Origin of the sequence: Rikenella microfusus DSM 15922, assembly GCF_000427365.1 — a bacterium.
Taxonomy (GTDB): Bacteria; Bacteroidota; Bacteroidia; order Bacteroidales; family Rikenellaceae; genus Rikenella; species Rikenella microfusus.
This window is the reverse complement of sequence record NZ_KE386488.1, coordinates 1,977,094-2,001,789: the sequence shown is the minus strand read 5'-3', so window position 1 is coordinate 2,001,789 and position 24,696 is coordinate 1,977,094. Positions and strand designations below refer to the sequence as shown.

Sequence of the window (24,696 nt, the reverse complement as noted above, 5' to 3'; positions counted from 1 at the left end):
GGTGTTGTACCGGGGCGGAAATCGGCTCGGGGTTCCGTCGTTTTCTCTGCCGTCCGCGCCCCTGAGGGGACGGCAGCATACCGGGCCGGAACGGTGTCCGTTATTTTTTGAGCCAGTTGTGGTCGAATTCGTAGTCGCGGTATTCGGGGGCTATCCACACGTACATTTTCCGGATCGTCTCTTTGATCCATTTCTCCAGCTCGCGGTTCTGTTTGTCCTGAAGGGCGAAATCGGCGATGATTTCGTAGTCTTCCTGGAGGCTGGCGTGGTGGCTGGGGATGACTTTGTTCAGGCGGACGATCTTATAAACGGTGCTGCCGGTGGCCATGTCGATCGCTTCGTACGGCTTCGAAACTTCGCCCTCCTTGAGTCCCGACAGGGGGATATAGTCCTGCGGTTCGAGGTTGTCTTTCATGTATTTCGGCGTGGCGTATTTCGTGTCGAAATAATGTTTGGCCGCGCGGCTGTTGAAGACGACCCCGCCGTTCTGGTTGGTCTCCTTGTCCATGGAATAGACTTTCACGGCCTCTTCGAAAGCCTGTTTGTCGGTGCCGATCTGCCGGGCGAGACTGTCCAGCAGCTTCATCTCCTTTTCGGTCTCTTCGAGGGTGAATTTCGGTTTGAGCAGGATCTGCCGGAAGTGCACGAGGTTGCCTTTCAGCGAGATCAGTTCCACGATGTGGTAGCCGTATTCGGTTTCGATGATTTCGGACACTTTGCCCGGCTGGAGTCCTTCGAGGGCTTCGACGACGGGATAGACGAGCTGGTTGATGTCGCCCGGCCCCCATTCGCCGCCGTTGCGTGCCGTTCCCGGGTCCATGGAGTAGAGACGGGCCAGGGCGCCGAGGCTTTCGCCGTTCAGGATACGTTCGCGGTATTCGAGCAGTTTCTCGCGTACTTCGAATTTGCGCTCTTCGGTCTCCGGCGGAAAGCGAACGATCTGGGCGTAAACGTATTGTTCGGGCACCATCTCCAGGGAGTCTGTCGGCAGGGTTTCGAAAAAGCGGGCCACGTCTTTATAGGTGATGCTTACTTTCTGCATCACGTTGCTCTGCATGATGTTGGCCAGCTGCATGTCTTCCGCGTCCTTTTTCAGGTCGTCCTTGATGGCGTATATCTCTTTGCGGTATTTCTTTTCGAGAGCTTTGACCGACCCGGCTTCCTTGACCATCTCCTGTATCTGGTGTTCCACCTGGTCATCGAGGCCTCCGCTCAGGTCTTTGTCCAGCGAGTCGGCGCGGGCCTGTTCGGCCAGCATTTTCTGGAGCAGGAGGGTCTCGAACGCTTCGTAACGGGCCGGACGTCCGGACAGGGTGCCCTGCTGCTGGCGGAGCTTGAGCACTTCGCCGGTGGTGCGTTCGATGTCGGAGAGCAGGATATGGCTGCCGCCCACGATGGCCGCCACTTCATCGGCGATGTACCGGGGCGTGGCCGGCGCCTGCCCCGCGAGCGTGTCCGCGCTCCGGACGGAGGCCGGGGCGGAGAATGTGCCTGTCATGCAAACGACCGTAAAAAGGGTAGGTATGAGTTTCATGGGGTTCTTGGATGGGTCTGAGGTGGGTTATCGCTTGATTTTGATTTCGAACGACCGGTTGTCCCGCGCCGAGGTGTAGAGGCTGTCTTCGAGCTGGCCGAGCAGAGCCTGGCGCCGCTTGTTGAGGATGATTTTGCGGATATTGCCCGTCTCGCGTTCCATCGGGGAGTAGTCGCCCGTGGGACGGTAGCTGTCGATGGCCATCATATATTTGTACTGGTCGTCTTCCACTTCGTAATATTTGCGGGTACGGAGGAAGTCGTCGAAATTGCTCTGCGGGAACGGGATCTGCCGGATCACGGTGCTGAAGTCGGTCCATTCGGCGCTGAAATCGTCGGTGCGGTATTGGTTTTTCTGGCAGATGTTCAGAAAGTCGCTCCGGTCCTCTTCGCGGTCGGAACGGAACATTTCTTCGAGTTTACGGCTCTGCCTCAGCCCGGCGGGGATGCGGGCGATACGGGCCTTGACGATCGGCCCGGCCAGACGGAAACCGTCCCGATTGGCGTCGTAATATTCGCGGATCTGGGTGGTGGTGACGGCGGTATCGAGCCGGTCCGCAAGCCATTCCTGCTCGTACCGGTAGGTGAGCAGCGCTCCCCGGTACTGGGCGACCATCTCTTCGATATCGTCTCCGTGGCCGGAAAGGGCGGCTTCGGCGGCGGCCGTTTTGATCTCTTTGCGCACCCAGGTATCCACGATGGATTGCAGGGCCGCGAGGCTGTCCTTTTCGGGCAGTCCGGGTTCGATCAGAGAGGCGATGTCGCTGGCGTACAACTCGTGTCCGCCGGCCGTGGCGATCGCTTCGCCTTTATCGACGGTATAGAGTTTCAGTTTGTTGCATCCGGTGGCCACGGCCAGCACGGCCATCAGGAGGGTTATGCTCGTTCGGGTGTGTTTCAAAGTCGGTCGTCTTGTATCGTAAGATGCTAACGAACAAAAGTAGCGAATCTTTTGCGAAACCCCTAATTTTCGGCGGAATCGGGCGTGCGGGGCGACGTTTGGCGTTCCCGGCGGCGGATGCGCGCGACGGTGTACCAGCCTGCGGCCAGCAGCAGAAGAAGGGAGATGCCGTAGGCCCAGTCCCAGAGGGGGCCTTCGCCGAGTATTCTGCGCTCCAGGGAGTCGGAGGTGCCGAAGAACATGTAAAGCAACGAAGTGAGGCCGTTATTGACGAAGTGCACGGCGATGGCGCTGTTCAGCGAACCGGTCAGGTAATAGACGGAACCGAGGATGAGGCCGAGGCAGCTGGCGTAAACGACTTGTTGGGGTACCAGATGTATGCCGCCGAAGATCAGCGATCCGAGGAGGATGCCCCACAGAGGGCCGAGGCGGAGTACGAGGTTTTTCTGGATAATGCCCCGGAAAAGGAATTCTTCGAGGATCGGCGCGGCGACGACGGCGGTGAACATGGGCCAGAATCCGCCCTGCATGTATTCGTCGAGCCGTTCGATATAGGTGTCGGGCAGCCGGTCGAGCACGGGGGTGAGGACGATGCCGGTGGCGAGCATCAGAATCACGCCGGCCACGATCAGGCGGGGGTTGGCTTTCCATTTTTCGGGGTGGAAAGAGGGTATCTCCAACCCCCAGCCGCCGCGCAGGGCTACGGCATAACCGATGGTGACGAAAAAGCTGCCGGCATAGGCGGCAAAGCTCCAGAAGGTGGGGTCGTACAGGGTGCCGAGGTTTCCGAGAATCAGGCCCAGCAGCATGCTGGCGGCGACATAGACGGCCAGGATGCTGAGGATCGGAAACCAGAGGCTGCGGGGAAAAAATGTATCAGGCATGGCGTTTTCTTATATTACAGGCTATGGACAGGGCTGCGGTTTTCGTGGGGCGTTTCCGTGAACCGCCGGGGTGTTCCGCGGGCGGCCGAAAGCGCAGCGGAGAATGCGTACGGAAACTGCGGGACGATCCTTACCCGGTGCGCGTATCGGACCGTAACCGCTTTGTCTCCCGCAGACTGCGACGGTGCTACCATAGTCGGTAAAATTATCTCGTTTCGACTCGGAGCGATCCCGGCGGAGGCTGGTGCCGCGAGGTAAAGCCGCGGCCTACCCGCTGACGCGGAAACCTAATTTAACCGTAGGTTTAAAAAGTACTTCCGGTTTCTTACATTGGTATCGAAGTACGGGTAAAAGTTACTGACCCGGGAATGTGCGATTTTCCGTTCCGACGGGAGTCGGGAGCGGGGAATCGCATTCCCGGCGACTTTTTTGTCTCCTTTTTTGGTCGCGCAAAAAAGGAGATGCCCCGCCGGCATGAGGCGTCCGGAGAAACCGATGCCCCGCGGCATGAGCGGGAAAGAAAGAACAAACGCCCGTCGGCGACAGACATGCGATTAAACCTACGGTTTCTTGCATAAGGCTGCCGTCTGCGGGGAATAAGGTACTACAGCCCGGCCCCTGCGCCGAGCGGCACCGGGCCTCCGCGGGGCGAGGCTGCGGCCCGCCCGCTGACACGGAAACTTATATTTTAACCGTATGGTTACAATATCCCCACAATGGGGCCTCCTCTCCCCCACCCCGCCGCGCACGGCAGATATTATTTTTCTGTTTTCCGCACGCCGAAATCGTCGATCACCAGCATCCCTTCCCCGGCCTTGACAACGGAAAAATAGTAATCGTCCGCCCCGTCGGTCACGAACTCCGCCGCGAAACGGCCCCTGCCGTCCAGCGGCTCCGACACCAGCGTGTGTCCCGTCTTCGCCGACCGCACTACCCCCCGGTAAACCCCAACCACAGGCGCATCATACTCGAATTCCACCGCATAGCCTGTATTCGGACTGAAACTCAGCAGCGAAGGCATTGTACGAAGAATCTCGCCGCCGCCTTCGTTCAGCGTCTTGAACGACCAGTCGCCGTTGATCACGTCCCCAGCCGTGTACGGATCGTGCCTTTCGCTCAGGTGCGACGTACAGTTCGACGGCCGCGAAAGCATGAACGGCCCCCAGCCGAACGGCACACGCTCGAAATCCTCGTAATAGAGATACCCCTCAGCCTGCGCCGCCAAAGAGCCGGACGTGGGTGCCGAAACCTCCATCAGCCGCACATCGTCGAAACGCACCGTCGTCGTGTCCGAAACCGACTTTCCGGCACACAGTACCAGCGAAAAAGCCTCCACGCCATGCAGCCGCATCTCCAGTCGCTGGTAACGCGTCCCCTTTTTGTCCGTATTCTCCACAAAGGTCGGAATATCCGTCCGCCGCACCGATACTGCCCGACCGCCGGACGGCGTTACCGCACGCATCGAAGCCTCCCGTTCGCCGTCCACCTGCACCCAGACTGAAAGGTGGTAATACTTCTCCGGATCCAGTCCCGCGATCTCCTGCGCCGCGCCGCACGCCTTCCGTCCCATGAGCTTCAGCACCGACTGGCCGTAAAGAGTCGTCTCGAACCCGACCCCCTTCCGAGCACCTATCGGTTTCCACCACCCGAAAGAGCGGCTGTCGAAACCCATGTCGCGCACCGCGCTGCCCCGGCTCCAGTCCGCCGGCAACAATTCCGGCGGAGTATCCCGGTACAATACATAGGGTACGCCTGCCTCCGCCGTCAGGCTCACCGCGCCGTCCTTCACCGCCACCCGGCCAGCAGCCACCCGTTCCCGGTCCGTCAGCCGATACAGGTAAGCCGTTCTGACATCCGCCCACGACTCCGGCACCTCCCAGCGGGTCATCCCGCCCGCCGGATTGTAATGGTAAATCTTCTCCTCCGTCAGCGGGTTCCACGGGATGAAAACCACCTCCCCGTCCATCACCTTGCGGCCGCCGCGGTACATCGTCGTCACCCCCGCCCTCCGGCGCGTCTCGACCCCGCCGCGGAACCGCGCCGCAACGCTGTCCGCATAGACCACCGGAAAATGCATCGTGTAGCGCAACGGCAGCTGTTTCGTGTAGAAATTCTTAACAGCCAGATTCATATCCCGGCCGCTCTGCCAGCCCTGGAAACCCACCTCAGCCCCGCGCCCGTAACCTCCCGGGAACAGCGAATCGGCCCCGAACGCATCCTTGCGGTGATTGTGCACGAAGCGCGAAATCAGGCTGTTCGACTCCGGATTGTAGTGAATCCACGTCCCGTAACGGTTGAACACCGACGGATCCTCCGTCCAGACCGTCCAACCCCGCTCGTTGAACATTTTCGCCGTGCGGTACGCCCAGTAACGGTGCTCACGGTAGGTGTCCAGATAGATGAACGACAACCCCGGCAGGTCGCGGTGCAGGTCGTCCAGCCGCTTCGCGAACGAGCCGTTCAGATGGTCCGCCTCCTTGTTGATGAGATACGCCTGGTCGAGCCATTTCCAGCCCGGAATACGGGTAACGATCGTATCGTCGAACGCCCGGGCCTCCGGATACGACTCGCTGTGGTTGATGTGGAACCCGATATGCGCGTTATATTTCTTCGCCTCGTCGATCAGCACACGCAAATCTTTCAGGCCCCCCGCCCGCTCATTATAGTGGCCCGCATAGTCCGGGTGGCCGCTGTCGTGCCCTTCGGACTGGTAGCCCTTCAGCTCCAGCATCTGCCCGAAACCGTCGGTCAGGTAATAGATTTTCTTGATATTGTCCAGCTGGCGGAGGAACGGATACTGCCCCTCGCTGGCGAAATTCATCGTGATCGTCACATTGGAATTGCGCACCATCTCCGCGCCGTAAGGGTCGGGGTAGACCTCCGCCAGCGCCACCGCCCCGTCCTGCCACGTCACCTTGCCGTCCCCATTAATATCGTCCGCAAAGATCACCTTCTGGTACGGCAGCTCCGTGACTTTGCCGTCCGGTCCCCGGTAAATCCACTCGTTCGAGCCGATCGACGTCCATTCCGAACGATTCCGAATCAGGAACTGTTTGCTTTCGTACTGGGAGTTATTGTCCGACGCCACCGCCACCTTGTCGTTATTCAGAATCGCGATGGCCGCCGGTACAGGTACCGTGTCGGTTTTCGTCCGTTCGCTCAGTTTCCAGAATCCGTCGCCGCCCTCGTTCCACGCCACCGACAACCGTGCAGTTGTATCTGCATTCGGCATGGCAATCAACATATTATCGCCTAAACCGATCGTGCGCACCTTGAACTCCCCCTTCTCCCGGATATCCGTCACCCGCCATTCATACACATGGCCTCTCACCCCATTTTGAACATCGACTTCCACGTCAATCTCCGGGAACACGCAAGTGGTTGCCATCGTGCTGTCGTCCAACTGTCTCGCCGGATTCCGCTCGTCCATTCGATACCGTTTCCCGTTGATTATCCATCCTGAATACCCGCCGAGACTGCCGGTTCTGACCCAACTCTCATCTTTCCAGAGATAGATTTCGGGCAAACCCTTACATACGTCGGCTTTCAACACCGTCCCGTTCAAATCCCTCTTGGGATTATCATTGAAACGCCCCACTTCGACCAAAAGATCTTCTCCGCGATCCGTTATCGCCACATCGTAAATCTCAGCCGCTCCGCCGTCCCAGACCCGGAACCCGGCCCGTCCCGGCCGGTCGTATCCCCGCCACGGCAAGGCGAAATGGGCGACCTTCTCGCCGTCCACCCGCAGCAGAATCGCCTCATTCTCGCAATCCACCCGTATGCGCCGCGGATAATCCTTATAGAGTTTGGCGATATCGGTCGCGACCTGCTGGCGTCCCTGCGGCGTCTCGACATACCAATGGCAGTAGCCGAAAATATCGGTCGTCAGGTCGCACCCGACGTAAACCCAATCCTGGGGCGACACGTACCGCACCACCGCGCCGATATGCGACCGCTCGTTCTCCGGCGCTACTGTGAACTCCAAAGAGATATTCTTGCAGGCACGCACACTCGTATCGACGACCGTCAGGTCGCCTGCGGCCCACAACTGCAACGTATCGCCGCGCATCAGAAAAGAGGTCTGTTTTTCGCTGCGGACGACCGTCCAGGCACCGGAAGAAAACGCCGCCGCACCGAACGGTGCGACAGACAATGCCGCGACGGCGGCGATACGGGAAAAATAACGGATCATAAAAAGTTCGGCGTTAGCAGTCGATAAAGATAACGTCCGACAAAGATAAAACGAACGGACCGAAGTTCGGGACCGCGTTCCAAAAATATAGGGCGGACACCCTAAAAAAACCGGGCTTTGCATTTACTGCAAAGCCCGGTGGAATATCGCGTAAAAGGCCGGAGGATCACTCCCCTGCCGCAGCAGCCACACCCAGCGCCTGAGCATCGGCCGGCGTAAAGGCATAAGACTGCCCTTTCAATTTGTTCCATGCGCCGCGCGTGAAATCCGGAACGGCCACCGGAGCGCTCCCGTTTTCGATCGAAAGTTCCGAAAGACCCGTCAGACAGGACATTTCGGCGGCATCATACACGTCCATATCCAGCGGCAGGCCGTTGCGCAGGCAATAGATCAGACGGTAGTCCATCACGAAGTCCATACCGCCGTGGCCGCCCACCTCCTGGGCCATCGACCCGACCTGTCGGATGACCGGGTGTTCGTAATCCGTCATCAGTTTGTCGAACGTCTCCTTCGGTACATAGCTGTGGCCGCTCAGGTTCTGGTAATCCAGCCCCTGTACCGCCTCGTTGTCGGCTTCGACGGAGATGCCCATGACCGGGTATTTCTGGGCGAAGCCCTTCGTGCCGCTCACCTGGTGGATACGGCTGTACGGGCGCGGGCTGGTCACGTCGTGCTGCACCATCATCGTCTTACCGTTCTCGGTACGGATCAGCGTCGTGGTGTGGTCGCCCATCTTATACGGCGTTTTGGCATAGGCCGAAGTGTCGCCGAACTTCTTTTTGGCATATTCGGTCATCCCGAATTCATCGGTATTCATCGACACCAGCGTGTTCATCCGGTCGCCGCGGTGAATGCCCAGAATCTGCGCGATCGGGCCCAGTCCGTGGGTCGGATAGATGTCGCCCGTGCGTTTGGTGTTCTGCTTCAGGCGCCACATGTCGGCATAATGGCCCGGTTCGCCCTCTTCGGCGAAGTTCATCGAACGCAGGTCGTGCAGATAGGCGCCTTCGACGTGGATCACTTCGCCGAACAGCCCTTTCTGAGCCATGTTCAGGGTCGCCATTTCGAAGTTGTCATAAACGCAGTTTTCGAGCATCATGCAGTGTTTGCGGGTTTTCTCAGCCGTATTGACCAGATCCCAGCATTCGTCGACGGTCATGGCCGCGGGCACTTCGATGGCCACGTGTTTGCCGTCTTTCATGGCCTGCACGGCGATCGGCGTATGCCAGTCCCAACCGGTACAGATATATACGAGGTCGATGTCGGGGCTGGCCACCATCTTGCGCCAGGCGGCCGTATCGCCGAAGTATTCCTGAGCGGCGGGCAGCCCTTTGTCCTGGAGCATCTTGTTCGAAGCCTTCACGCGGTCTTCATAGACATCGCACAGGGCCACGATCTTGACACCGGGAATGTAGGTATAGCGGCGCACGGCATCCGAACCGCGCATGCCGAGGCCCACGAAAGCCACGCGTACCGTGTCGATCGGGTCGGTCACGAGGTTCAGCACGTCAGTCTGCCCCGGTTCGCGCGGCGGAACCGGCAGCTCGATCACGTTCGAGGTTTTCTGTGCGTCGGCGGAGGCTGACGGCGAACCGCAGCTCTGGAAGGTCGCGGCGGTCATAAAGGCCAGCAGCGAACACAGTACCAATTTGATTTTCATCCGTTCGGTAAGTTTAGTGGGTTGAGTTTATCGGGTTAGTTCGGTTTTACTTCGCCTGCGACGCCTTGCATACATCGCTCAGCTCGCCGAACAGGTTTTCGACGCCTTCGTTCAGTTCGCGGCGGATCTGGGCATAGTGTTTGCGTACCAGCGAGGGGTTGTGCTTTTCGGCCGGATGGTTGATGCGGTCCAGCAACGCATTGTTGAGTTCGGCGGCCTTATTGACGATGCCGAAAATCGCGTCGCGCTGCGAGGCGGGCTGGAAATAGAGGGCTACGTATGCGTCCGAAATCACTTCGTTCACCAGGTAGGTCAGGTCTTTTTTAATGTTGCGAATGCTTGCCATAATCGGAATGGATATTGATTTTACTAAATAGCAAAGTTAAACATTATAGCCGAAAATCCCAATCCGGTTCGATACCCTTCGAAGAATCCGCCCGGTATCCGCCGTCGGCCGGATTTCACGACGTACCGGTCGATGTCGCGTGGTGCACATTGGCTTATGGCAACAAAATTTCGGATTTAAATATCATTTATATTTGGAAATGCCCATACATTTTCCGTACTTCGTTTATGATTTAGAACTTATACAAGAACTTATGCAATGAAAAAATCAAGGTAACTTATACGACTTTATACAAACACCCCGACAACCTCGTTTCGGCTCGCGCCGAGTACGATGTACCGGAATCATGTCGCATCAATGACGAAATCACCCGTAACGCCTCGCAAAAGCGCACGGGCGAAGACGTTTTGCGAAGCACAAAACGCCCCCATTCTCCAAAAACGCTATAATCGCAGCAAAAATTCCACGGTGTCTGTCCCGTCGGCATAATCGTTCCATCCGGGACGCTGGGTCATGCCCAGCGCTACCCGGCGCGGGAATCCCTCCGGCACCGCTCCGGCGGCGCATTGCAGTTTTTTTTCATACCCGGCCAGCCACTGCGCGACTTCGTCTGCCGACCGGTATTCCGACCACCACGCTTCGGCCAGTTTCGGTACCGCGGGCGGAGCGTCCGGCTCCACCTGCCGCAAGACGAAAAAGCCGCCGTCGGCCCATCGCCCGCCGCTCATGGCGGCCATAGCCCGGGCGTACCGGTAACACTCGGCGTACCGCCTGCCCTCGTCGGTTTCAAGGGGGGACAGGGTGGACAATTTCTCCGCCAGGCGCCGCACGTCGTACCCTTCGGGGACGAAGAGCCTTGTCACGCTCCGGCAGCCCAGCCCCCAATAGAGGAACATATCTTCGGCCAATCCTTTCAACGCTTCGTCGTCCTCGTTCCCGGCGAGAACGGCCACGCTCTGCCGGCTGCCCCGAAGCAGGGCGGGCACGCCGGCGAATCGCCGGGCGAAGTGCTCCCGCGCGGCATCGCCTCCGGTGGCGATCACTCCGTCCAATCCCTCCGGACGCAGTTCATCGGTCATGCGCACGGAACAGCCTCCTCGCTGAAGCTGCCGCACGACATATCCGGTCAATGCCCTATCTTTCGACGAAGGTTTGACGACGGCTTCGTGACCGACGGCCACAACGGCGGCCAAATCGGCAAAACCGACGAGCGGCAGGTTCCCGGCCATGACGATCCCTACTCTGCCGGGCTGCCAGCCTGCCGGCTTCCGGTAGGCGGACAACCACTCTCCCAACTGCTGCGGGGCGAGCATCTCTTCCCGCAGGGCGGCAACGGCCCGGGCCACCTGACGAGGAGTGAACCATTCGTTTTCCTGCCGGGCGGCCGCTACGGCGCTCTCCCACTCCGGACCGCTGAACGCTCCTCTTAACCGCTCCAAAACTCCCGTACTCCATTCTCCCATCTTTTCCTACTTTTTTCCGTTCGATTATCCATATATTAGGTTTGAGGCAACTGTTCTTTTTCTGAACAAACAAAAGGAACAGTCCCCTACAAACTCAATGTACGGATAATCGAACAGATATATGTATCAGCGTCGGCGGAATTCCGAGAGCGCAACAGCCGTCGCCATCGCCACGTTGAGCGACTCCGACGTCGGACCCGCAGCAGGCGGGTAAGGCGGGATATACAGCTTATGCGAAACACATGCCGCCACCTCCGCCGAAATACCCCTGCCCTCGTTGCCCATAACGACAATCCCCCTGTCCGGAGCCAGATCGCACCGATAGATATTATCGCCCTCCAGAAAAGTGCCGTACACCGGCATCCCCGCCGCCACGGCCCTTCCGAGCAGCGGGGCCAGCGGCGCATAATGCACCCTCACGCGCAGGACAGCCCCCATCGTCGCCTGCACCACCTTCGGACTCCAGCAGTCCGCCGTCGCCGGCGAACAATAGACATCCCGTACCCCGAACCAGTCCGCCAGGCGGATGATCGTCCCCACATTACCCGGATCCTGTACGTCGTCCAGCGCCAGGCACAGCCCCCCGTCCCCCGGCTCCGCCGCCGGAAAAGAGGGTATCTCCGCCACCGCCAGCACCGGCGTCGGCGTCTTGAGGAAAGAGATGCGCCCCATTTCCGCCGCCGTGACATTTTCCCCCGTACGGTACACCCCGCGCACCACCAGGCCCGACGCCAGCAACTCCCCCACCAGCTTTTCCCCCTCGGCCGCGAACAGGCCCTCCGCCTGCCGTCCCGCCTTGTCGCCCAGCGACCGTATCCGTTTGATTTCCGCTTTGGTAAGCATTGGCAACGATGATTCAAATCCCGATAACAAAAATAGACAAATTCACGCGAAAAGCCCGCGCTTTTCCGGAAAAAGCGTTACCTTTGTGTTTCAGAAACTAATTCTGAAATTGACATGCTGAAAAGTAAGACCGCCCGCTTGATTTTAGAGGATGGTACGCAGTTCGACGGCTTCTCGTTCGGTGCAGAACAGTCTGTATCGGGGGAAGTCGTTTTTTCTACTGCCATGACAGGCTATCCGGAGAGCCTGACCGACCCGTCCTATTCCGGACAGATCCTGGTGATCACCTATCCCCTGATCGGCAATTACGGCGTGCCCGACACCGCGGCGACCGATCCGGCTACCGGACTGCCGAAATTCTTCGAGTCCGACCGCGTGCACATCAAAGGGCTGGTCATCAGCGACTACTCTTTTCAGTACAGCCATTGGAACGCCGTGCGGAGCCTTTCGGACTGGCTCGCGGAAAACGGCGTGCCGGGCATCTTCGGGGTCGATACCCGCCAGATCACCAAAATCATCCGCGAACGCGGGGTGATGCTCGGCAAACTCAACGTCGAAGGGCAGCCCGAAGCGGCCGAATTCCACAATCCCAACAAAGAGAACCTCGTCGAGAAAGTCTCCTGCACCGACATCATCACCTATGCGAACCCGGACGCCCGGCGGACCATCGTCCTGGTGGACTGCGGCTGCAAATACAACATCATCCGGTGCCTGTACAACCGGAACGCGACGGTAGTGCGCGTGCCCTGGGACTACGACTTCAGCACGCTGGACTACGACGGAGTGATGCTCAGCAACGGGCCGGGCGACCCCGCGCTGTGCGGCAAGACCATCGAAAACATCAAAAAAGCGATGGCCGCCAAACCGGACAAGCCCCTCTTCGGCATCTGCCTGGGCAACCAGCTGCTGAGCTGGGCCGCCGGAGCCACCACCTACAAACTCAAATACGGACACCGCAGCCACAACCAGCCCGCGCTGGAGGTAGGCACCGACCGCGCCGTCATCACCAGCCAGAACCACGGTTACGCCGTCGATCCGGCAGGCTTAGGCGAAGGATGGGAACCCTACTTCATCAACCTGAACGACAACACGATCGAAGGGATCAAACACCGCACGCTGCCCTTCTTCAGCGTACAGTTCCACCCCGAAGCCACCAGCGGCCCCGTGGATACCGAATACCTTTTCGACCAGTTCATTGACCTCATCGACCAATACAAGAAATAGCATGTCAACCACCAGAGACAACAGCATAAAGAAAGTGGTGCTGCTCGGTTCGGGCGCACTGAAAATCGGCGAAGCGGGCGAATTCGACTACTCGGGTTCCCAGGCCCTCAAGGCCCTCAAGGAAGAGGGGATATACACCGTCCTGATCAACCCGAATATCGCCACCGTGCAGACCAGCGAAGGAATCGCCGACAAGGTTTACTTCCTGCCCGTAACGCCGGACTTCGTCGAAGACGTCATCGCCCGGGAACGTCCGGACGGCATTCTGCTCGCGTTCGGCGGCCAAACCGCCCTGAACTGCGGCGTGCAGCTCTACAAACGCGGCGTGCTCGAAAAATACGGCGTGCGCGTGCTCGGCACCCCCGTGCAGGCCATTATGGACACCGAAGACCGCGACCTGTTCGTACACAAACTGGACGAAATCGACGTCAAGACCATCAAAAGCGAAGCCGTCACCACCGTCGCCGAAGCCAAACGCGTGGCCAACTCCCTGGGCTATCCGGTCATTATCCGGGCGGCCTATACGCTGGGAGGACTCGGTTCCGGCTTCTGCGACAACGACGACGAACTGGACGCGCTGGCCTCCAAGGCCTTCACCTACTCGCCGCAGATCCTGGTCGAAAAATCGCTCAAAGGATGGAAAGAGGTCGAGTACGAAGTGGTGCGCGACAAATACGACAACTGCATCACGGTCTGCAACATGGAAAACTTCGACCCGCTGGGCATCCATACCGGCGAATCGATCGTCGTGGCCCCGTCGCAGACCCTCACCAACGCCGAATACCACAAACTGCGGAAAATCGCGATCAAGATCATCCGCCACGTCGGGATCGTCGGGGAGTGCAACGTGCAGTACGCTCTGGACCCGAACTCGGAAGACTACCGCGTGATCGAAGTGAACGCCCGCCTGTCGCGTTCGTCCGCCCTCGCCTCGAAAGCGACCGGCTATCCGCTGGCCTTCGTGGCGGCCAAACTGGGGCTGGGTTACGGCCTGCACGAACTGAAAAACTCCGTGACCAAATCCACTACCGCCTGCTTCGAACCGGCGCTGGACTACATCGTCTGCAAGATTCCCCGCTGGGACCTCAGCAAATTCAAGGGCGTAAGCCGCGAACTGGGTTCCTCCATGAAATCCGTCGGCGAGGTGATGGCCATCGGCCGCAACTTCGAGGAAGCCATCCAGAAAGGGCTGCGCATGATCGGGCAGGGAATGCACGGTTTCGTGGCCAACAAGGAGATGGCGGTGGACGACATCGACCGCGAACTCCGCAAACCGACCGACAAACGTATCTTCGTCATCGCGCAGGCGTTCAAACACGGTTACAGCGTGGAACGCATCCATGAATTGACCAAGATCGACAACTGGTTCCTGCGCAAACTCGAAGGCATCATCGCCCTCGAAGGCGAAATGGGGGCATATCACCGGATCGAGGAGATGCCGGACCGGATGCTGTGGGAAGCCAAGAAAAAAGGGTTCTCCGACTTCCAGATCGCCCGTACCGTGCTGCACAGCGAAGACCTCAAAATGGAGGAAGGACTGCTGAAAGTGCGTGCATGGCGCAAAGAGCGCGGTATCGTGCCCGTGGTCAAGCAGATCGACACGCTGGCCGCCGAATACCCGGCCCAGACCAACTACCTGTACCTGACTTACAACGGCACGAAGCACGACATCGGTTTCGCGCACGACGACCAATCCGTGATCGTGCTCGGTTCCGGAGCCTACCGCATCGGTTCGTCGGTCGAATTCGACTGGTGCTCCGTCAGCGCGATCAACACGATCCGCGAGAACGGCCTGCGGTCGATCATGATCAACTACAACCCCGAGACCGTCTCCACTGACTACGACATGTGCGACCGGCTCTACTTCGACGAACTCACCCTCGAACGCGTGCTCGACATCACCGACCTCGAAGCCCCCAGAGGGGTCATCGTATCGGTGGGGGGACAGATCCCGAACAACCTCGCCATGCGGCTCCATCAGGAGAATGTGCCGATCCTGGGCACATCGGCCGTGAACATCGACCGTGCCGAAGACCGCCACAAATTCAGCGAAATGTGCGACGAGCTGGGCATCGACCAGCCCCGGTGGAAAGAGCTGACCTCGATGGACGAAATCTACCGTTTCGCCGACGAAGTGGGCTTCCCGCTCCTGATCCGTCCTTCGTATGTGCTTTCCGGCGCGGCGATGAACGTCGTCTCCAACAAGGAAGAGCTGGAGCACTACCTGACCCTGGCTACGAACGTGTCGAAGCAGTATCCGGTGGTAGTGACCGAATTCGTGAACAACGCCAAGGAGATCGAGATCGACGCCGTGGCCAAGGACGGCGAAGTGCTGATTTACGCCATTTCGGAACATGTCGAATTCGCCGGCGTGCACTCCGGCGACGCCACCATCGTCTTCCCGGCCCAGAAGCTCTATATCGAGACCGTGCGGCGCATCAAGAAGATCGCCCGGCAGATCGCCCGGGCGCTCGAAATCAGCGGTCCGTTCAACATGCAGCTGCTGGCCAAGAACAACGACATCAAGGTGATCGAATGCAACCTGCGGGCGTCGCGGTCGTTCCCGTTCGTGTCGAAAGTGCTCAAAGTCAATTTTATCGACATCGCTACGCGCGTCATGCTCGGCCTCGACCCGAAAGTGCCGCACAAATCGGCTTTCGAACTGGATTACGTGGGAATCAAAGCCCCGCAGTTCTCGTTCAGCCGGTTGCAGAAAGCCGACCCGGTGCTGGGCGTCGAGATGGCTTCGACCGGCGAAGTAGGCTGCATCGGCGAAGACTATTACGAAGCGATCCTCAAGTCGATGCTCTCGGTGGGCTATGCGATACCGAAGAGCAGCGTGCTGCTCTCCACGGGCGACGCCAAGTCCAAGACGCTGACCCTCGATGCGGCCAAGGCGTTGCAGGCCAAAGGATATGAAATCTACGCCACCAAAGGAACGGCGAACTTCCTGGCCGACAACGGCGTGCAGGCCACCGTGGTGGGCTGGCCCGATCAGGATCCGAAGGTGAGCGGCCTGCCGAACGTGCTCGACTTCATCAAGGAACGCAAGATCGACTTCGTGGTGAACATCCCGAAAAACTTCACCAAAGACGAGCTGAACAACGACTATACGATCCGCCGTTCGGCCATCGACTTCAACATCCCGCTGATTACCAACGCGCGACTGGCCAACGACTTTATCGTCGCCTTCTGCCGTATGGGCCGCGAAGACCTGAAGATCAAGGCCTGGAACGAGTACAAGTAACCGTTTCGCAGAGCCGCCCGCGAGGGATGGTCCGGCGGAAGTCCCTGCGCCCCCTTTTCGTAATTCGTGTACGGAAAGGGGGCTTTTTTAAACTTTTTCGACCTTACGCACTTATGTTCAGAGAACCCGAAGAACCGGAAGAAAACCCGTTCCGCAATTACCGCCACACCGCATCGGTCGTCGGCCTGCCGGCATTCGTTTCCGTCCTGCTCCTGATGCTCGCCTCGGTCCAGCCCGTCATGCCGGGCCGAATCGGGATATGGGTCTGGTGCGCCGCCGGACTCGCCGTCCTGTTCGCGCTGCTCTATATCGTCGGGCGCACCGTCGTCCGCAACCAGACGCGCAAAGGAAATCCCCACTGCGCCACGCCCGTCGGACGCAATTATATGCTGCTGGTGTTCGTCTGCGCCATAGCCGGCGTGGTCGGCGTGGCCGGGCTGGTCTTCTGCGTGCTGACCGGCCGGATCCGGCTGCATATCGGGCTGCTGTTACCGGCTATGATGGCTGCACTGACCGTTGCCCTGATCGTCGCAGGATTCATCTGGCGCCTGCTGGGCAAACCCCGCGCGAAATGATCGGGGACGGCCGGACCGCTCCGCGGAAAGGCCGGTTCTTCCGGCCGGGAAAACCGTCGCATTTGCAGGTTCGGCGCCTAATCGTTATCTTTAGGCAAACAAATCCGGATTATGGCTACATTCGAAGTGACGGGAGGCTGCCGCCTCAGCGGCGAAATCACCCCCCAGGGGGCCAAGAACGAGGCGTTGGAGGTCATCTGCGCCGTACTGCTCACCCCCGAAAAGGTGACCATCCACAATATCCCCGAAATCCTCGACGTCATGCAGCTCATCGGCCTTTTGGAAGCCATGGGGGTCGTCGTCGAGCGGCTCGGCACAGGGAGTTACTCATTCCAGGCCAAAGATGTCGATCTGTGCTACCTCCAGACCGACGAATTCCGCAAAGCCGCATCGCGCCTGCGCGGGTCGGTGATGATTACCGGGCCTCTGCTGGCCCGCTACGGAAGGGCTTATATGCCCAAGCCCGGCGGCGATAAAATCGGCCGCCGGAGATTGGACACCCATTTTATCGGTTTCCAGAACCTCGGCGCGGAGTTCGATTTCGACACCGACCGCAAATTCTACACCGTCACCGCGCCGGGTCCCGACCGCCGGCTGCACGGCGCTTACATGCTGCTGGACGAGGCTTCCGTTACCGGTACGGCGAATATCGTGATGGCCGCGGTACTGGCCGAAGGCGAAACCACCATTTACAACGCCGCCTGCGAACCGTACCTGCAACAGCTCTGCCGGATGCTCGTGCGCATGGGAGCCAACATCAGCGGTATCGCTTCGAACCGGCTGACCATACAAGGAGTGGACTCGCTCGGCGGTACCGAACACACCATGCTGCCCGACATGATCGAAGTGGGAAGTTTTATCGGCATGGCGGCCATGACCCACTCCGAAATCACCATCCGGAACGTTTCGTACGGCGACCTCGGCATCATTCCCCAGCAATTCGCCCGCATGGGCATCCGTTTCGAGCAGCGGGGCGACGATATTTATATTCCGCAGCAGGATCATTACGAGATAGAGAGCTTTATCGACGGTTCGATCATGACCATCGCCGACGCCCCGTGGCCGGGGCTGACGCCCGACCTGCTGTCCGTGTTCCTCGTGGTGGCGACCCAGGCGAAAGGCTCCGTGCTGATCCACCAGAAGATGTTCGAGAGCCGTCTGTTCTTCGTGGACAAACTGATCGACATGGGGGCGCAGATCATCCTCTGCGACCCGCACCGGGCGACGGTCATCGGCCACGACCACGCGATCCGGCTGCGGGGAACCACCATGACCTCGCCCGATATCCGGGCCGGGGTGGCGCTGCTGATCGCCGCGATGAGCGCCCACGGCAAAAGCGTGATCCAGAACATCGACCAGATCGACCGGGGATACCAGAATATCGACGGACGGCTCAACGCTCTGGGTGCGCAGATCCGGCGGATCGACTGATATTTTCTGCCGTCCGGGCGAGGGGGCGGGCGACGACCGTCTTCCCCGGCGGACACCTGACCAAAGGCCTTGAGTCAAATGACATATAACCGTACGGTTTAAATTAAGTTTCCGCGTTAGCGGGCGGGCCGGACGCCTCCCCCCTCGGGAGGCCCGCAATTCGCCGCTCTACGCGTCGGAAGTTGCGACCGCTCCCGGGCGCCCGACCCGAATAAAAATAACCCTACGTTTAATGTAGGTCAGGCCCGGAGCCAGCGAGGGTGCGACCGCAGGTTGCAGCCGTTAACTTCGCTTCGCTCGTTTTGCCTGGCGGCTTCCTCACGCTGCCTCGCCAAAGTCCGCAAGCGGTTTTTAGGTCTCGGTACGCTGCTCGGTTCCTCCTTGTGCCTCGGCCATTCGTGCAACCGACGCTGCCGGTGAGAGCAGTGCAAGCCGGCTTAAGCACTGCCGAACGGCGAGGAGGAAGGCGAAGCCGACCCCGATGGCTCTCGGCTACCGCGTCGGTTCGCAGGAGGGGGCTTCGGGCTGACTACAGGAGAACATGGATATATATTAACCCTAAGATTAATTACAAAGTTTCCATTCATTCCGGCATTGTCGGGCGTTACAGCCGGGCCGTAACTGTCCTAACGCTTCCGGCCGCCCGATCAGAGCTTCAAATAGAACCGTACAGACTTGCCCAAACAAAAAAGCCCCCTATCCATGTCCCTCCCGAGAACCAACGCATTTCGATTCAAACAGTTTGCCGTCATTCAGGAACAGTCGGCCATGAAAGTGGGCACCGACGGAGTCCTGCTTGGGGCATGGGTCTCGTTGTCCGACGCGGAACCGCCGGGCCGGATCCTCGACATCGGCACAGGAACAGGCGTGATCGCCCTGATGATGGCCCAGCGGACGGAGACGCTGTCCGGCACTGCGGTCGTGGATGCCGTCGAAGCGGATATCCCCGCCGGCGAGGAAGCCGCCCGTAATTTCGCATCTTCGCCGTGGGCCGGCCGCCTGCGGGTGTACGTTATGCCGGTTCAGCAATATGCAGCCGCTTACGGCGAGGCGGAAAAATACAGCCTGATCGTCTCGAATCCCCCTTATTTTATGGCCGGTACCGACTTCCGGCGGGGATTCGACACCTCGGCGGCAGCCTCGCAGCCCGGTCCGGCACGGGTAGCCGCCCGGCATGCCGAGATGCTGCCTTACGACGACCTGATCGGAGCCGTGCTCGCCCTGTTGCGTCCGGACGGGCGGTTCGCCGCGATTTTTCCCTACCGGGAGGCCGGCATCTTCATCGCCAAAGCCGCGGCACGCGGTTTGTTCGTCCGACGATTGTTAGAGGTGCGCGGGGCGCCCCACAAGCCCGTCAAACGCGTGGCCGTCGAATTGTCTCTGCACCGTCCTGCACGCGAAGAGGTCGTCCGCGAGACGCTGTGCATCGAAGACGGGCAGGGAAACTTTACGGAAGCATACCGCGGGCTTACCCGCGATTTTTACCTGAAATTTTGAATGTCTGCCGTTCGTCCGCCGGTAGCCCGCGCAAGGCGTGCCCGACCGTTGAAGGGGACTTACCGAAAAACGCGGCGGTGCGGCGAGCGCATATCCCGAAAAAAACGTACTTTTGAGGATGCCTAAACAGGACAGATTATGGAAAAAACGACTTTTTACAGGACGCTGTGCACCGTCGGCCTGACCGCCGCCGCTGCCGTTTGCGGGGGGAACGCCTCCGCCCAGGTGAGCGCATACCCGCAGGGAACCGGTTCCGGAACCGTCGCAGGCTATACCCTGCCCCGTACCGTCGTGAACGTGACGCTGGTCGTCGAACGGGAAGTGATCCTGCGCGGGCCGTACGCCAAATTCGCATCGCAGTACCTCGGCATTTCCGGAGCAGCGATGAGCGACAAGCAGAATTACCGCATTATCGACGCGTCGTTGGGCTATTGCGAAGAGCCGGATCCGACGCAGACCTACCATCTGGACCAGCCGGTCGATGCGCAGAGCAAAGTGTTCCACTGGCTGTCGGCGACGCCGCCGCGGAAACCCCTGCTGGCCGACGCTGAATACCGGGACGCCGCGATCGGCAACCACAACCCGTTCACCGACGTGAGCCTCGACCCGCTGTACGGCACGACCGTCGAACGGAGCGCCCTGGCCGACAGCGCGGGCTTCGGCATGCTCCCCGTAAACCGGGTATCGACGGTGGAAAAGAGTACCGAACAGATGGCCTCCGACGCGGCGAACGCGATCTTCACGCTGCGGAAACGACGTTTCGACCTGGTGACGGGCGAGATGGGCGAAAACGTGTTCGGGGCGGGGCTGGGCGCCGCGCTCAAGGAGATGGACCGGCTCGAATCGGAATACCTCGCGCTGTTCGTCGGCAAACGTTATACCCAACGGATCGCCCGCACCTTCTCGGTATTGCCTCCGGCCAAAGGGACAGGCATCGTCTGCCGCTTTTCGCCGACCAAGGGAGTGGTACCGGAGAGCGATCTGTCCGGCAGACCGATCGTGATCGAAATGACAGCCGAAGCCGGCGCTTCGACCGGAGGTGCGTCGGGCGCCCTGGCAGGAACTTCGAAAAAAGGCGTCGTCAGCGTCCGCTACCGGGTACCGGCCGTGCAGACCGTCCGATTGGTGGACGGGAACGACGAACTGGCACGCGAACGCATCCCGGTGTTCCAGCTGGGCGGTACGACCTACGCGCCGGTGGTGTTCTGAACCATAGCGTCAGCCCTTTGCGACGCTAAACGAAATAAATCGTTGTCCGGATTTTGCCGTTCGGGATTTTAACCCTATCTTTGCGACGCTAAAGAAAACAACGTTTAACAACAAAGCACAAATGAAAGCAGGAATTCATCCCGAAGGATATCGTGTCGTGGCATTCAAGGACATGTCCAACGATCAGGTCTTTCTGTGCCGGTCCGCCGTCAATACGAAAGAAACCATTGAGATAGACGGCGAAACCTATCCCGTCTACAAGATGGAAATCTCGAGCGCCTCGCACCCGTTCTACACCGGTAAGCAGACGCTGGTAGATACCGCCGGACGCGTCGATAAGTTCATGAGCCGGTATCAAAAACACTACGATAAACGCAACCAGAACAAGTAAAAAAGACATGTTCTGCAACAGAATCCGCCGGGCTTCTTTACGAAGTCCGGCTTTTTTATGGACGGTTAGACACAGATTGCCCGTGTTCCCATTCCGACGGAGAGATCTTGTCGGAAATTACGGCCCGATCCCAAGCGTATCGTTACGCTGATCCGGAGAAGAAGTATTTGCCGGATTTTGGGAAAAATTGTATATGGTTATCTTTGTACGGTCATTCTAAACAGACACACGAATCTATCATGAAAAAATTATATCTGGTCTTCGCCCTTCCTTCCTTCCTTCCTTCCTTCCTTCCTTCCTTCCTTCCTTCCTTCCTTCCTTCCTTCCTTCCTTCCTTCCTTCCTTCCTTCCTTCCTTCCTTCCTTCCTTCCTTCCGGTACCCAGGAGGCAGGATGTATAGAGCGTGAGATCATTTATTATACTCCGAAACAGAAAACCAGGAATCTTAACGTCTGGGTCGATGATATTCAATTCGGCCATAATCACACCGTCGTAACATTGCACTATCTCAGTGCGGGCGGGGGAGCCAATTTGCTACCCAGCACCAAACTGGTTTGCCATTTACGGGGCGGCGAGACGAAAGTACTGGATTTGCGGAGCGTGCAGGGAACCGGTATGCAGAAAGACCGGTACACGCATTTGGGGAAAGGAGAGATATTCCGGGCCTATTTTCCCCCGTTGTCCCCGGCTGACGTAGCCAGAATCAAATGTGTCGATTTTATAGAAAGTATGGTCGGCCATGGCGTTTTTCACGTAACGGACATCAAGATCGACGAAAAACACCAGGTGATCCGTTGAACCGACCCGACATGTGCCGATGAAAAAGGCCTCTTTTCCCGTTTCCGGAAAAAGAGGCCTTTTCACGAAGTGACACCGACAGGACTCAAACCTGTAACCTTCTGATCCGTAGTCAGATGCTCTATTCAATTAAGCTACGGTGCCATTGGTTGAGCACGACAAAAGTAGGTATTTCCCGGATAATTCCAAAATTTATAATCTCTATCTTTGCGAAAATTCATCCGGAAACCTCATGAAATCCCTTCAGGAACTCGAAGCCGCCATTTCGGACGGCTACCCGATATCTTACGAAGAAGCGCTCGACCTGCTCCGTCGGGCCGATACCGGCGCCCTGTGCTCGGCGGCGGATCGCATACGGCACCGTTTTATGGGCGACACGCTCGACACCTGTTCGATCATGAACGCCCGCAGCGGCCGTTGCAGCGAAGACTGCAAATGGTGTTCGCAGTCGGTGCGCCACCGGACGAAAATCGAAGTCTATCCGCTGACGGATACCGCCGAGGCGTTGCGCCACGCGCGGGACAACCACGACAAGGGAGTCGGCCGTTTCTCGCTGGTGACCAGCGGCCGGACGATGACGGACGCCCAGGTGGACCGATGCGCGGAGATATACCGTGCGATCGCCGCCGAATGTCCCGGTTTCCGCGGCGGCCGGCTGTGCGCGTCGATGGGACTGCTGACCCGGGAACAGTTGCTGAAACTGAAAGCGGCGGGAGTCGGCAGCTACCATTGCAATATCGAGACGGCTCCGTCTTATTTTCCGAAACTCTGCACCACGCACACGATGGAGGAAAAAAAGCGGACGATCGGTTGGGCACGCGAAGCGGGATTGAAAATCTGCAGCGGGGGGATTATCGGGATGGGCGAAACGCCGGAACAACGTCTCGAAATGGCCTTCGCGCTGCGGGAAATGGGCGTGGACTCGATACCGGTCAATGTCCTGAATCCGATTCCGGGAACTCCGCTGGAAAGTACCCCGCCGCTTTCGGACGACGAGATACTGCGTACCTTCGCTCTTTTCCGCCTCATCAACCCGGCGGTCTATATCCGTTTCGCCGGCGGCCGCACGTTGCTGAAACCGGAGGTGCAGGAACAGGCCCTGCGCAGCGGCGTGAACGCGGCGATCGTGGGCGACCTGCTGACGACGATCGGTTCGGGCATCGCGGATGATAAACGGATGTTCGCTCGTTGCGGATTTACATTCTGAAACCTATTCCAGCTCCTACCCGTGTCGTTTTCGCCCGGGCGGTTACCATTCTTTCCGGTGCGCCACCGCCCACAGGTAAAACGAAGCGACCGACCCGTGGGGCGACCACCGGGAGCGGTAAACGTCGAATTCCGTCCGGCCGAGCGTTTGCAGACCGTACAGCCGCATGATGCCGCGCCGGATCGCCGCATCGCCGAAACTGACCACGTCGGGCCGTTGCATCGAAAAGATCATCAGCATCTCCGCCGTCCATACGCCTACGCCCGGCAGCGCCGTGAGCCTGCGGATCACTTCGTCGTCGGGCAAGCCGGCGAACTCTTCCGCCGATAACCGTCCCTCGGATGCCGCGCGGGCCGCGCATTGCAGATAGCCGGCTTTGCGCAGGCTCATGCCGCAACCGTGCAAATCTTCCGGTTCCAGCCTGGCCACCGTCGCCGGAGTCACCTCCCCGATCCGTGTTTCCAGCCGCCCCCAAATCGTCCGGGCCGCTTTATCCGAAATCTGTTGATTGACAATACTGCGGGCCAGAGCCTCGAACAGGTCGGGTATCACCTCCCGCCGCAAAGGGCCGATCTTTGCGATCGCCTTTCCCAGCACCGGGTCCCGGGCGGCCAGCCACCGCGTTTCTTTCTCCGAATACCTGAATATTTCCATACTCGTACAAAGATACTTTTTTAAAAACCGAGAGGAAATACTACCTTAGGAACAAATTTTGCAGTAAAATCGTCCGACTTTACTCCGAAGCGGTCGGCGTTGTCCCCGAACGGCCCTGAATTACCGTCTGACACGCAGATCGGGACACGGCACGGACCGAAGGGCACAGGAAACGAACTGCTGAAAATAAACCGTAGGTTTAAAAAGTACTCCCGGCTTCTTAATTTGGTGTCGAAATACGGGTAGAGGCTGCTGACCCGGGAATGTGCGATTTTCCGTTCCGACGGGAGTCTGGAACGGGGAATCGCATTTCCGGCGACTTTTTTGCTTACTTTTTTAGTCGCGCAAAAAAGTAAGTGCCCCGCCGGCATGAGGCGTGCGGCACAGCCGCTGTCCCCGCGGCACGAGCGGACGAAGAAGAACAAACGCCCGTAGGCAACAGACAGTACATTCAAACCTAGGGTTAAAAATAAATTTCCGCGTTAGCGGTCAGCCCGGAGCCACCCCCGGCGAAGGGCTGCAACCTGCGGTTTTGCCCTCGCTGGCTCCGGGCTTTAACCTGCAAATTAAAAGTACATTAAACTAAATAAAGTCAGATATAATTACCTTACGGCAAGCGGCGGCAAACCTTGCCCGTT

Annotated in this window: 19 protein-coding genes and 1 tRNA gene; 9 read left to right on the top strand and 11 right to left on the bottom strand. The window is 58.9% G+C overall.

The genetic code is table 11. The features are described from left to right. Positions 1–100: 100 nt before the first annotated feature. From RIKMI_RS13690 to RIKMI_RS0109320, 8 genes are all read right to left on the bottom strand, one after another. Positions 101–1,534 carry a peptidylprolyl isomerase gene (locus tag RIKMI_RS13690; protein WP_051214472.1) on the bottom strand — a complete coding sequence of 478 codons (1,434 nt, stop codon included), beginning with the start codon at positions 1,532–1,534 and terminating at the stop codon, positions 101–103. Between the two features lie 27 nt (positions 1,535–1,561). Beyond that, positions 1,562–2,434, bottom strand: a complete 873-nt coding sequence (locus RIKMI_RS0109355) for a hypothetical protein (protein WP_147288484.1) — start codon at positions 2,432–2,434, stop codon at positions 1,562–1,564. Positions 2,435–2,496: 62 nt separating this feature from the next. Further along, on the bottom strand, positions 2,497–3,318 hold the full coding sequence (locus tag RIKMI_RS14370; RefSeq protein WP_051214471.1) for a CPBP family intramembrane glutamic endopeptidase: 822 nt from the start codon (positions 3,316–3,318) through the stop codon (positions 2,497–2,499). A gap of 757 nt (positions 3,319–4,075) precedes the next feature. Then, positions 4,076–7,513, bottom strand: a complete 3,438-nt coding sequence (locus tag RIKMI_RS0109340) for an endo-alpha-N-acetylgalactosaminidase family protein (RefSeq protein ID WP_027291392.1) — start codon at positions 7,511–7,513, stop codon at positions 4,076–4,078. A gap of 166 nt (positions 7,514–7,679) precedes the next feature. Next, complete coding sequence (locus RIKMI_RS13680) at positions 7,680–9,173, bottom strand: Gfo/Idh/MocA family protein (RefSeq protein WP_051214470.1); 1,494 nt, start codon at positions 9,171–9,173, stop codon at positions 7,680–7,682. A gap of 46 nt (positions 9,174–9,219) precedes the next feature. Beyond that, positions 9,220–9,519, bottom strand: coding sequence for a hypothetical protein (locus RIKMI_RS0109330; protein ID WP_027291391.1), 300 nt, complete (start codon positions 9,517–9,519; stop codon positions 9,220–9,222). 443 nt (positions 9,520–9,962) lie between these two features. After that, positions 9,963–10,982 (bottom strand): acyl-CoA reductase, encoded by a 1,020-nt coding sequence (locus RIKMI_RS13675; protein WP_051214469.1) that lies wholly within the window; start codon positions 10,980–10,982, stop codon positions 9,963–9,965. Between the two features lie 126 nt (positions 10,983–11,108). Continuing rightward, positions 11,109–11,825, bottom strand: a complete 717-nt coding sequence (locus RIKMI_RS0109320; RefSeq protein WP_027291390.1) for a TrmH family RNA methyltransferase — start codon at positions 11,823–11,825, stop codon at positions 11,109–11,111. Positions 11,826–11,939: 114 nt separating this feature from the next. Here RIKMI_RS0109320 and carA point away from each other — a divergent pair, with 114 nt between their 5' ends. The 7 genes from carA (at position 11,940) to RIKMI_RS0109285 (ending at position 21,399) form a co-directional block, all read left to right on the top strand. Beyond that, positions 11,940–13,049: a glutamine-hydrolyzing carbamoyl-phosphate synthase small subunit gene (gene carA / locus RIKMI_RS0109315; RefSeq protein ID WP_027291389.1), complete on the top strand. Its 1,110-nt coding sequence runs from the start codon at positions 11,940–11,942 to the stop codon at positions 13,047–13,049. Between the two features lies 1 nt (position 13,050). After that, positions 13,051–16,296: a carbamoyl-phosphate synthase (glutamine-hydrolyzing) large subunit gene (gene carB / locus RIKMI_RS0109310; protein WP_027291388.1), complete on the top strand. Its 3,246-nt coding sequence runs from the start codon at positions 13,051–13,053 to the stop codon at positions 16,294–16,296. A 113-nt stretch (positions 16,297–16,409) separates the two neighbouring features. After that, positions 16,410–16,871 carry a hypothetical protein gene (locus RIKMI_RS0109305; RefSeq protein WP_027291387.1) on the top strand — a complete coding sequence of 154 codons (462 nt, stop codon included), beginning with the start codon at positions 16,410–16,412 and terminating at the stop codon, positions 16,869–16,871. 111 nt (positions 16,872–16,982) lie between these two features. Further along, a complete protein-coding gene (murA, locus tag RIKMI_RS0109300; protein WP_027291386.1) occupies positions 16,983–18,302 on the top strand; it encodes a UDP-N-acetylglucosamine 1-carboxyvinyltransferase in 1,320 nt (439 codons plus the stop codon). A gap of 702 nt (positions 18,303–19,004) precedes the next feature. Continuing rightward, positions 19,005–19,799: a tRNA1(Val) (adenine(37)-N6)-methyltransferase gene (locus tag RIKMI_RS0109295; protein ID WP_027291385.1), complete on the top strand. Its 795-nt coding sequence runs from the start codon at positions 19,005–19,007 to the stop codon at positions 19,797–19,799. 138 nt (positions 19,800–19,937) lie between these two features. After that, entirely contained in the window at positions 19,938–21,008 is a 1,071-nt protein-coding gene (locus tag RIKMI_RS0109290; RefSeq protein WP_051214468.1) for a DUF4831 family protein, read from the top strand. Between the two features lie 121 nt (positions 21,009–21,129). Beyond that, the gene (locus tag RIKMI_RS0109285; RefSeq protein WP_027291383.1) at positions 21,130–21,399 is read left to right on the top strand and encodes a type B 50S ribosomal protein L31; all 270 of its coding nucleotides are present in this window, start codon (positions 21,130–21,132) and stop codon (positions 21,397–21,399) included. Between the two features lie 237 nt (positions 21,400–21,636). Here RIKMI_RS0109285 and RIKMI_RS15115 read toward each other — a convergent pair whose 3' ends face one another. Then, on the bottom strand, positions 21,637–21,879 hold the full coding sequence (locus RIKMI_RS15115; protein WP_027291382.1) for a hypothetical protein: 243 nt from the start codon (positions 21,877–21,879) through the stop codon (positions 21,637–21,639). 18 nt (positions 21,880–21,897) lie between these two features. Between RIKMI_RS15115 and RIKMI_RS0109275 the strand changes: the two genes are divergently transcribed. Next, positions 21,898–22,197 (top strand): hypothetical protein, encoded by a 300-nt coding sequence (locus RIKMI_RS0109275; protein ID WP_027291381.1) that lies wholly within the window; start codon positions 21,898–21,900, stop codon positions 22,195–22,197. Positions 22,198–22,267: 70 nt separating this feature from the next. Here the strand turns inward: RIKMI_RS0109275 and RIKMI_RS0109270 are convergent. Continuing rightward, positions 22,268–22,341 (bottom strand) — tRNA-Arg (locus RIKMI_RS0109270). Positions 22,342–22,429: 88 nt separating this feature from the next. On the opposite strand from RIKMI_RS0109270, the gene bioB reads away from it, so the two are divergent. After that, positions 22,430–23,404, top strand: a complete 975-nt coding sequence (gene bioB / locus RIKMI_RS0109265; protein ID WP_027291380.1) for a biotin synthase BioB — start codon at positions 22,430–22,432, stop codon at positions 23,402–23,404. Positions 23,405–23,446: 42 nt separating this feature from the next. Here bioB and RIKMI_RS0109260 read toward each other — a convergent pair whose 3' ends face one another. Next, positions 23,447–24,058, bottom strand: a complete 612-nt coding sequence (locus tag RIKMI_RS0109260) for a DNA-3-methyladenine glycosylase family protein (RefSeq protein ID WP_027291379.1) — start codon at positions 24,056–24,058, stop codon at positions 23,447–23,449. Positions 24,059–24,696 lie beyond the last annotated feature (638 nt).

Excerpts from the sequence above, each read along its gene's own strand:
- carB (WP_027291388.1), top strand. The coding sequence starts at position 13,051 with ATGTCAACCACCAGAGACAACAGCATAAAGAAAGTGGTGCTGCTCGGT.
- RIKMI_RS0109330 (WP_027291391.1), bottom strand. The coding sequence starts at position 9,519 with ATGGCAAGCATTCGCAACATTAAAAAAGACCTGACCTACCTGGTGAAC.
- RIKMI_RS13680 (WP_051214470.1), bottom strand. The coding sequence starts at position 9,173 with ATGAAAATCAAATTGGTACTGTGTTCGCTGCTGGCCTTTATGACCGCC.
- carA (WP_027291389.1), top strand. The coding sequence starts at position 11,940 with ATGCTGAAAAGTAAGACCGCCCGCTTGATTTTAGAGGATGGTACGCAG.
- RIKMI_RS0109260 (WP_027291379.1), bottom strand. The coding sequence starts at position 24,058 with ATGGAAATATTCAGGTATTCGGAGAAAGAAACGCGGTGGCTGGCCGCC.
- bioB (WP_027291380.1), top strand. The coding sequence starts at position 22,430 with ATGAAATCCCTTCAGGAACTCGAAGCCGCCATTTCGGACGGCTACCCG.
- RIKMI_RS0109285 (WP_027291383.1), top strand. The coding sequence starts at position 21,130 with ATGAAAGCAGGAATTCATCCCGAAGGATATCGTGTCGTGGCATTCAAG.
- RIKMI_RS13690 (WP_051214472.1), bottom strand. The coding sequence starts at position 1,534 with ATGAAACTCATACCTACCCTTTTTACGGTCGTTTGCATGACAGGCACA.
- RIKMI_RS0109295 (WP_027291385.1), top strand. The coding sequence starts at position 19,005 with ATGTCCCTCCCGAGAACCAACGCATTTCGATTCAAACAGTTTGCCGTC.
- murA (WP_027291386.1), top strand. The coding sequence starts at position 16,983 with ATGGCTACATTCGAAGTGACGGGAGGCTGCCGCCTCAGCGGCGAAATC.
- RIKMI_RS15115 (WP_027291382.1), bottom strand. The coding sequence starts at position 21,879 with ATGGCCGAATTGAATATCATCGACCCAGACGTTAAGATTCCTGGTTTT.
- RIKMI_RS0109290 (WP_051214468.1), top strand. The coding sequence starts at position 19,938 with ATGGAAAAAACGACTTTTTACAGGACGCTGTGCACCGTCGGCCTGACC.
- RIKMI_RS0109305 (WP_027291387.1), top strand. The coding sequence starts at position 16,410 with ATGTTCAGAGAACCCGAAGAACCGGAAGAAAACCCGTTCCGCAATTAC.
- RIKMI_RS13675 (WP_051214469.1), bottom strand. The coding sequence starts at position 10,982 with ATGGGAGAATGGAGTACGGGAGTTTTGGAGCGGTTAAGAGGAGCGTTC.
- RIKMI_RS0109340 (WP_027291392.1), bottom strand. The coding sequence starts at position 7,513 with ATGATCCGTTATTTTTCCCGTATCGCCGCCGTCGCGGCATTGTCTGTC.
- RIKMI_RS0109320 (WP_027291390.1), bottom strand. The coding sequence starts at position 11,825 with ATGCTTACCAAAGCGGAAATCAAACGGATACGGTCGCTGGGCGACAAG.
- RIKMI_RS14370 (WP_051214471.1), bottom strand. The coding sequence starts at position 3,318 with ATGCCTGATACATTTTTTCCCCGCAGCCTCTGGTTTCCGATCCTCAGC.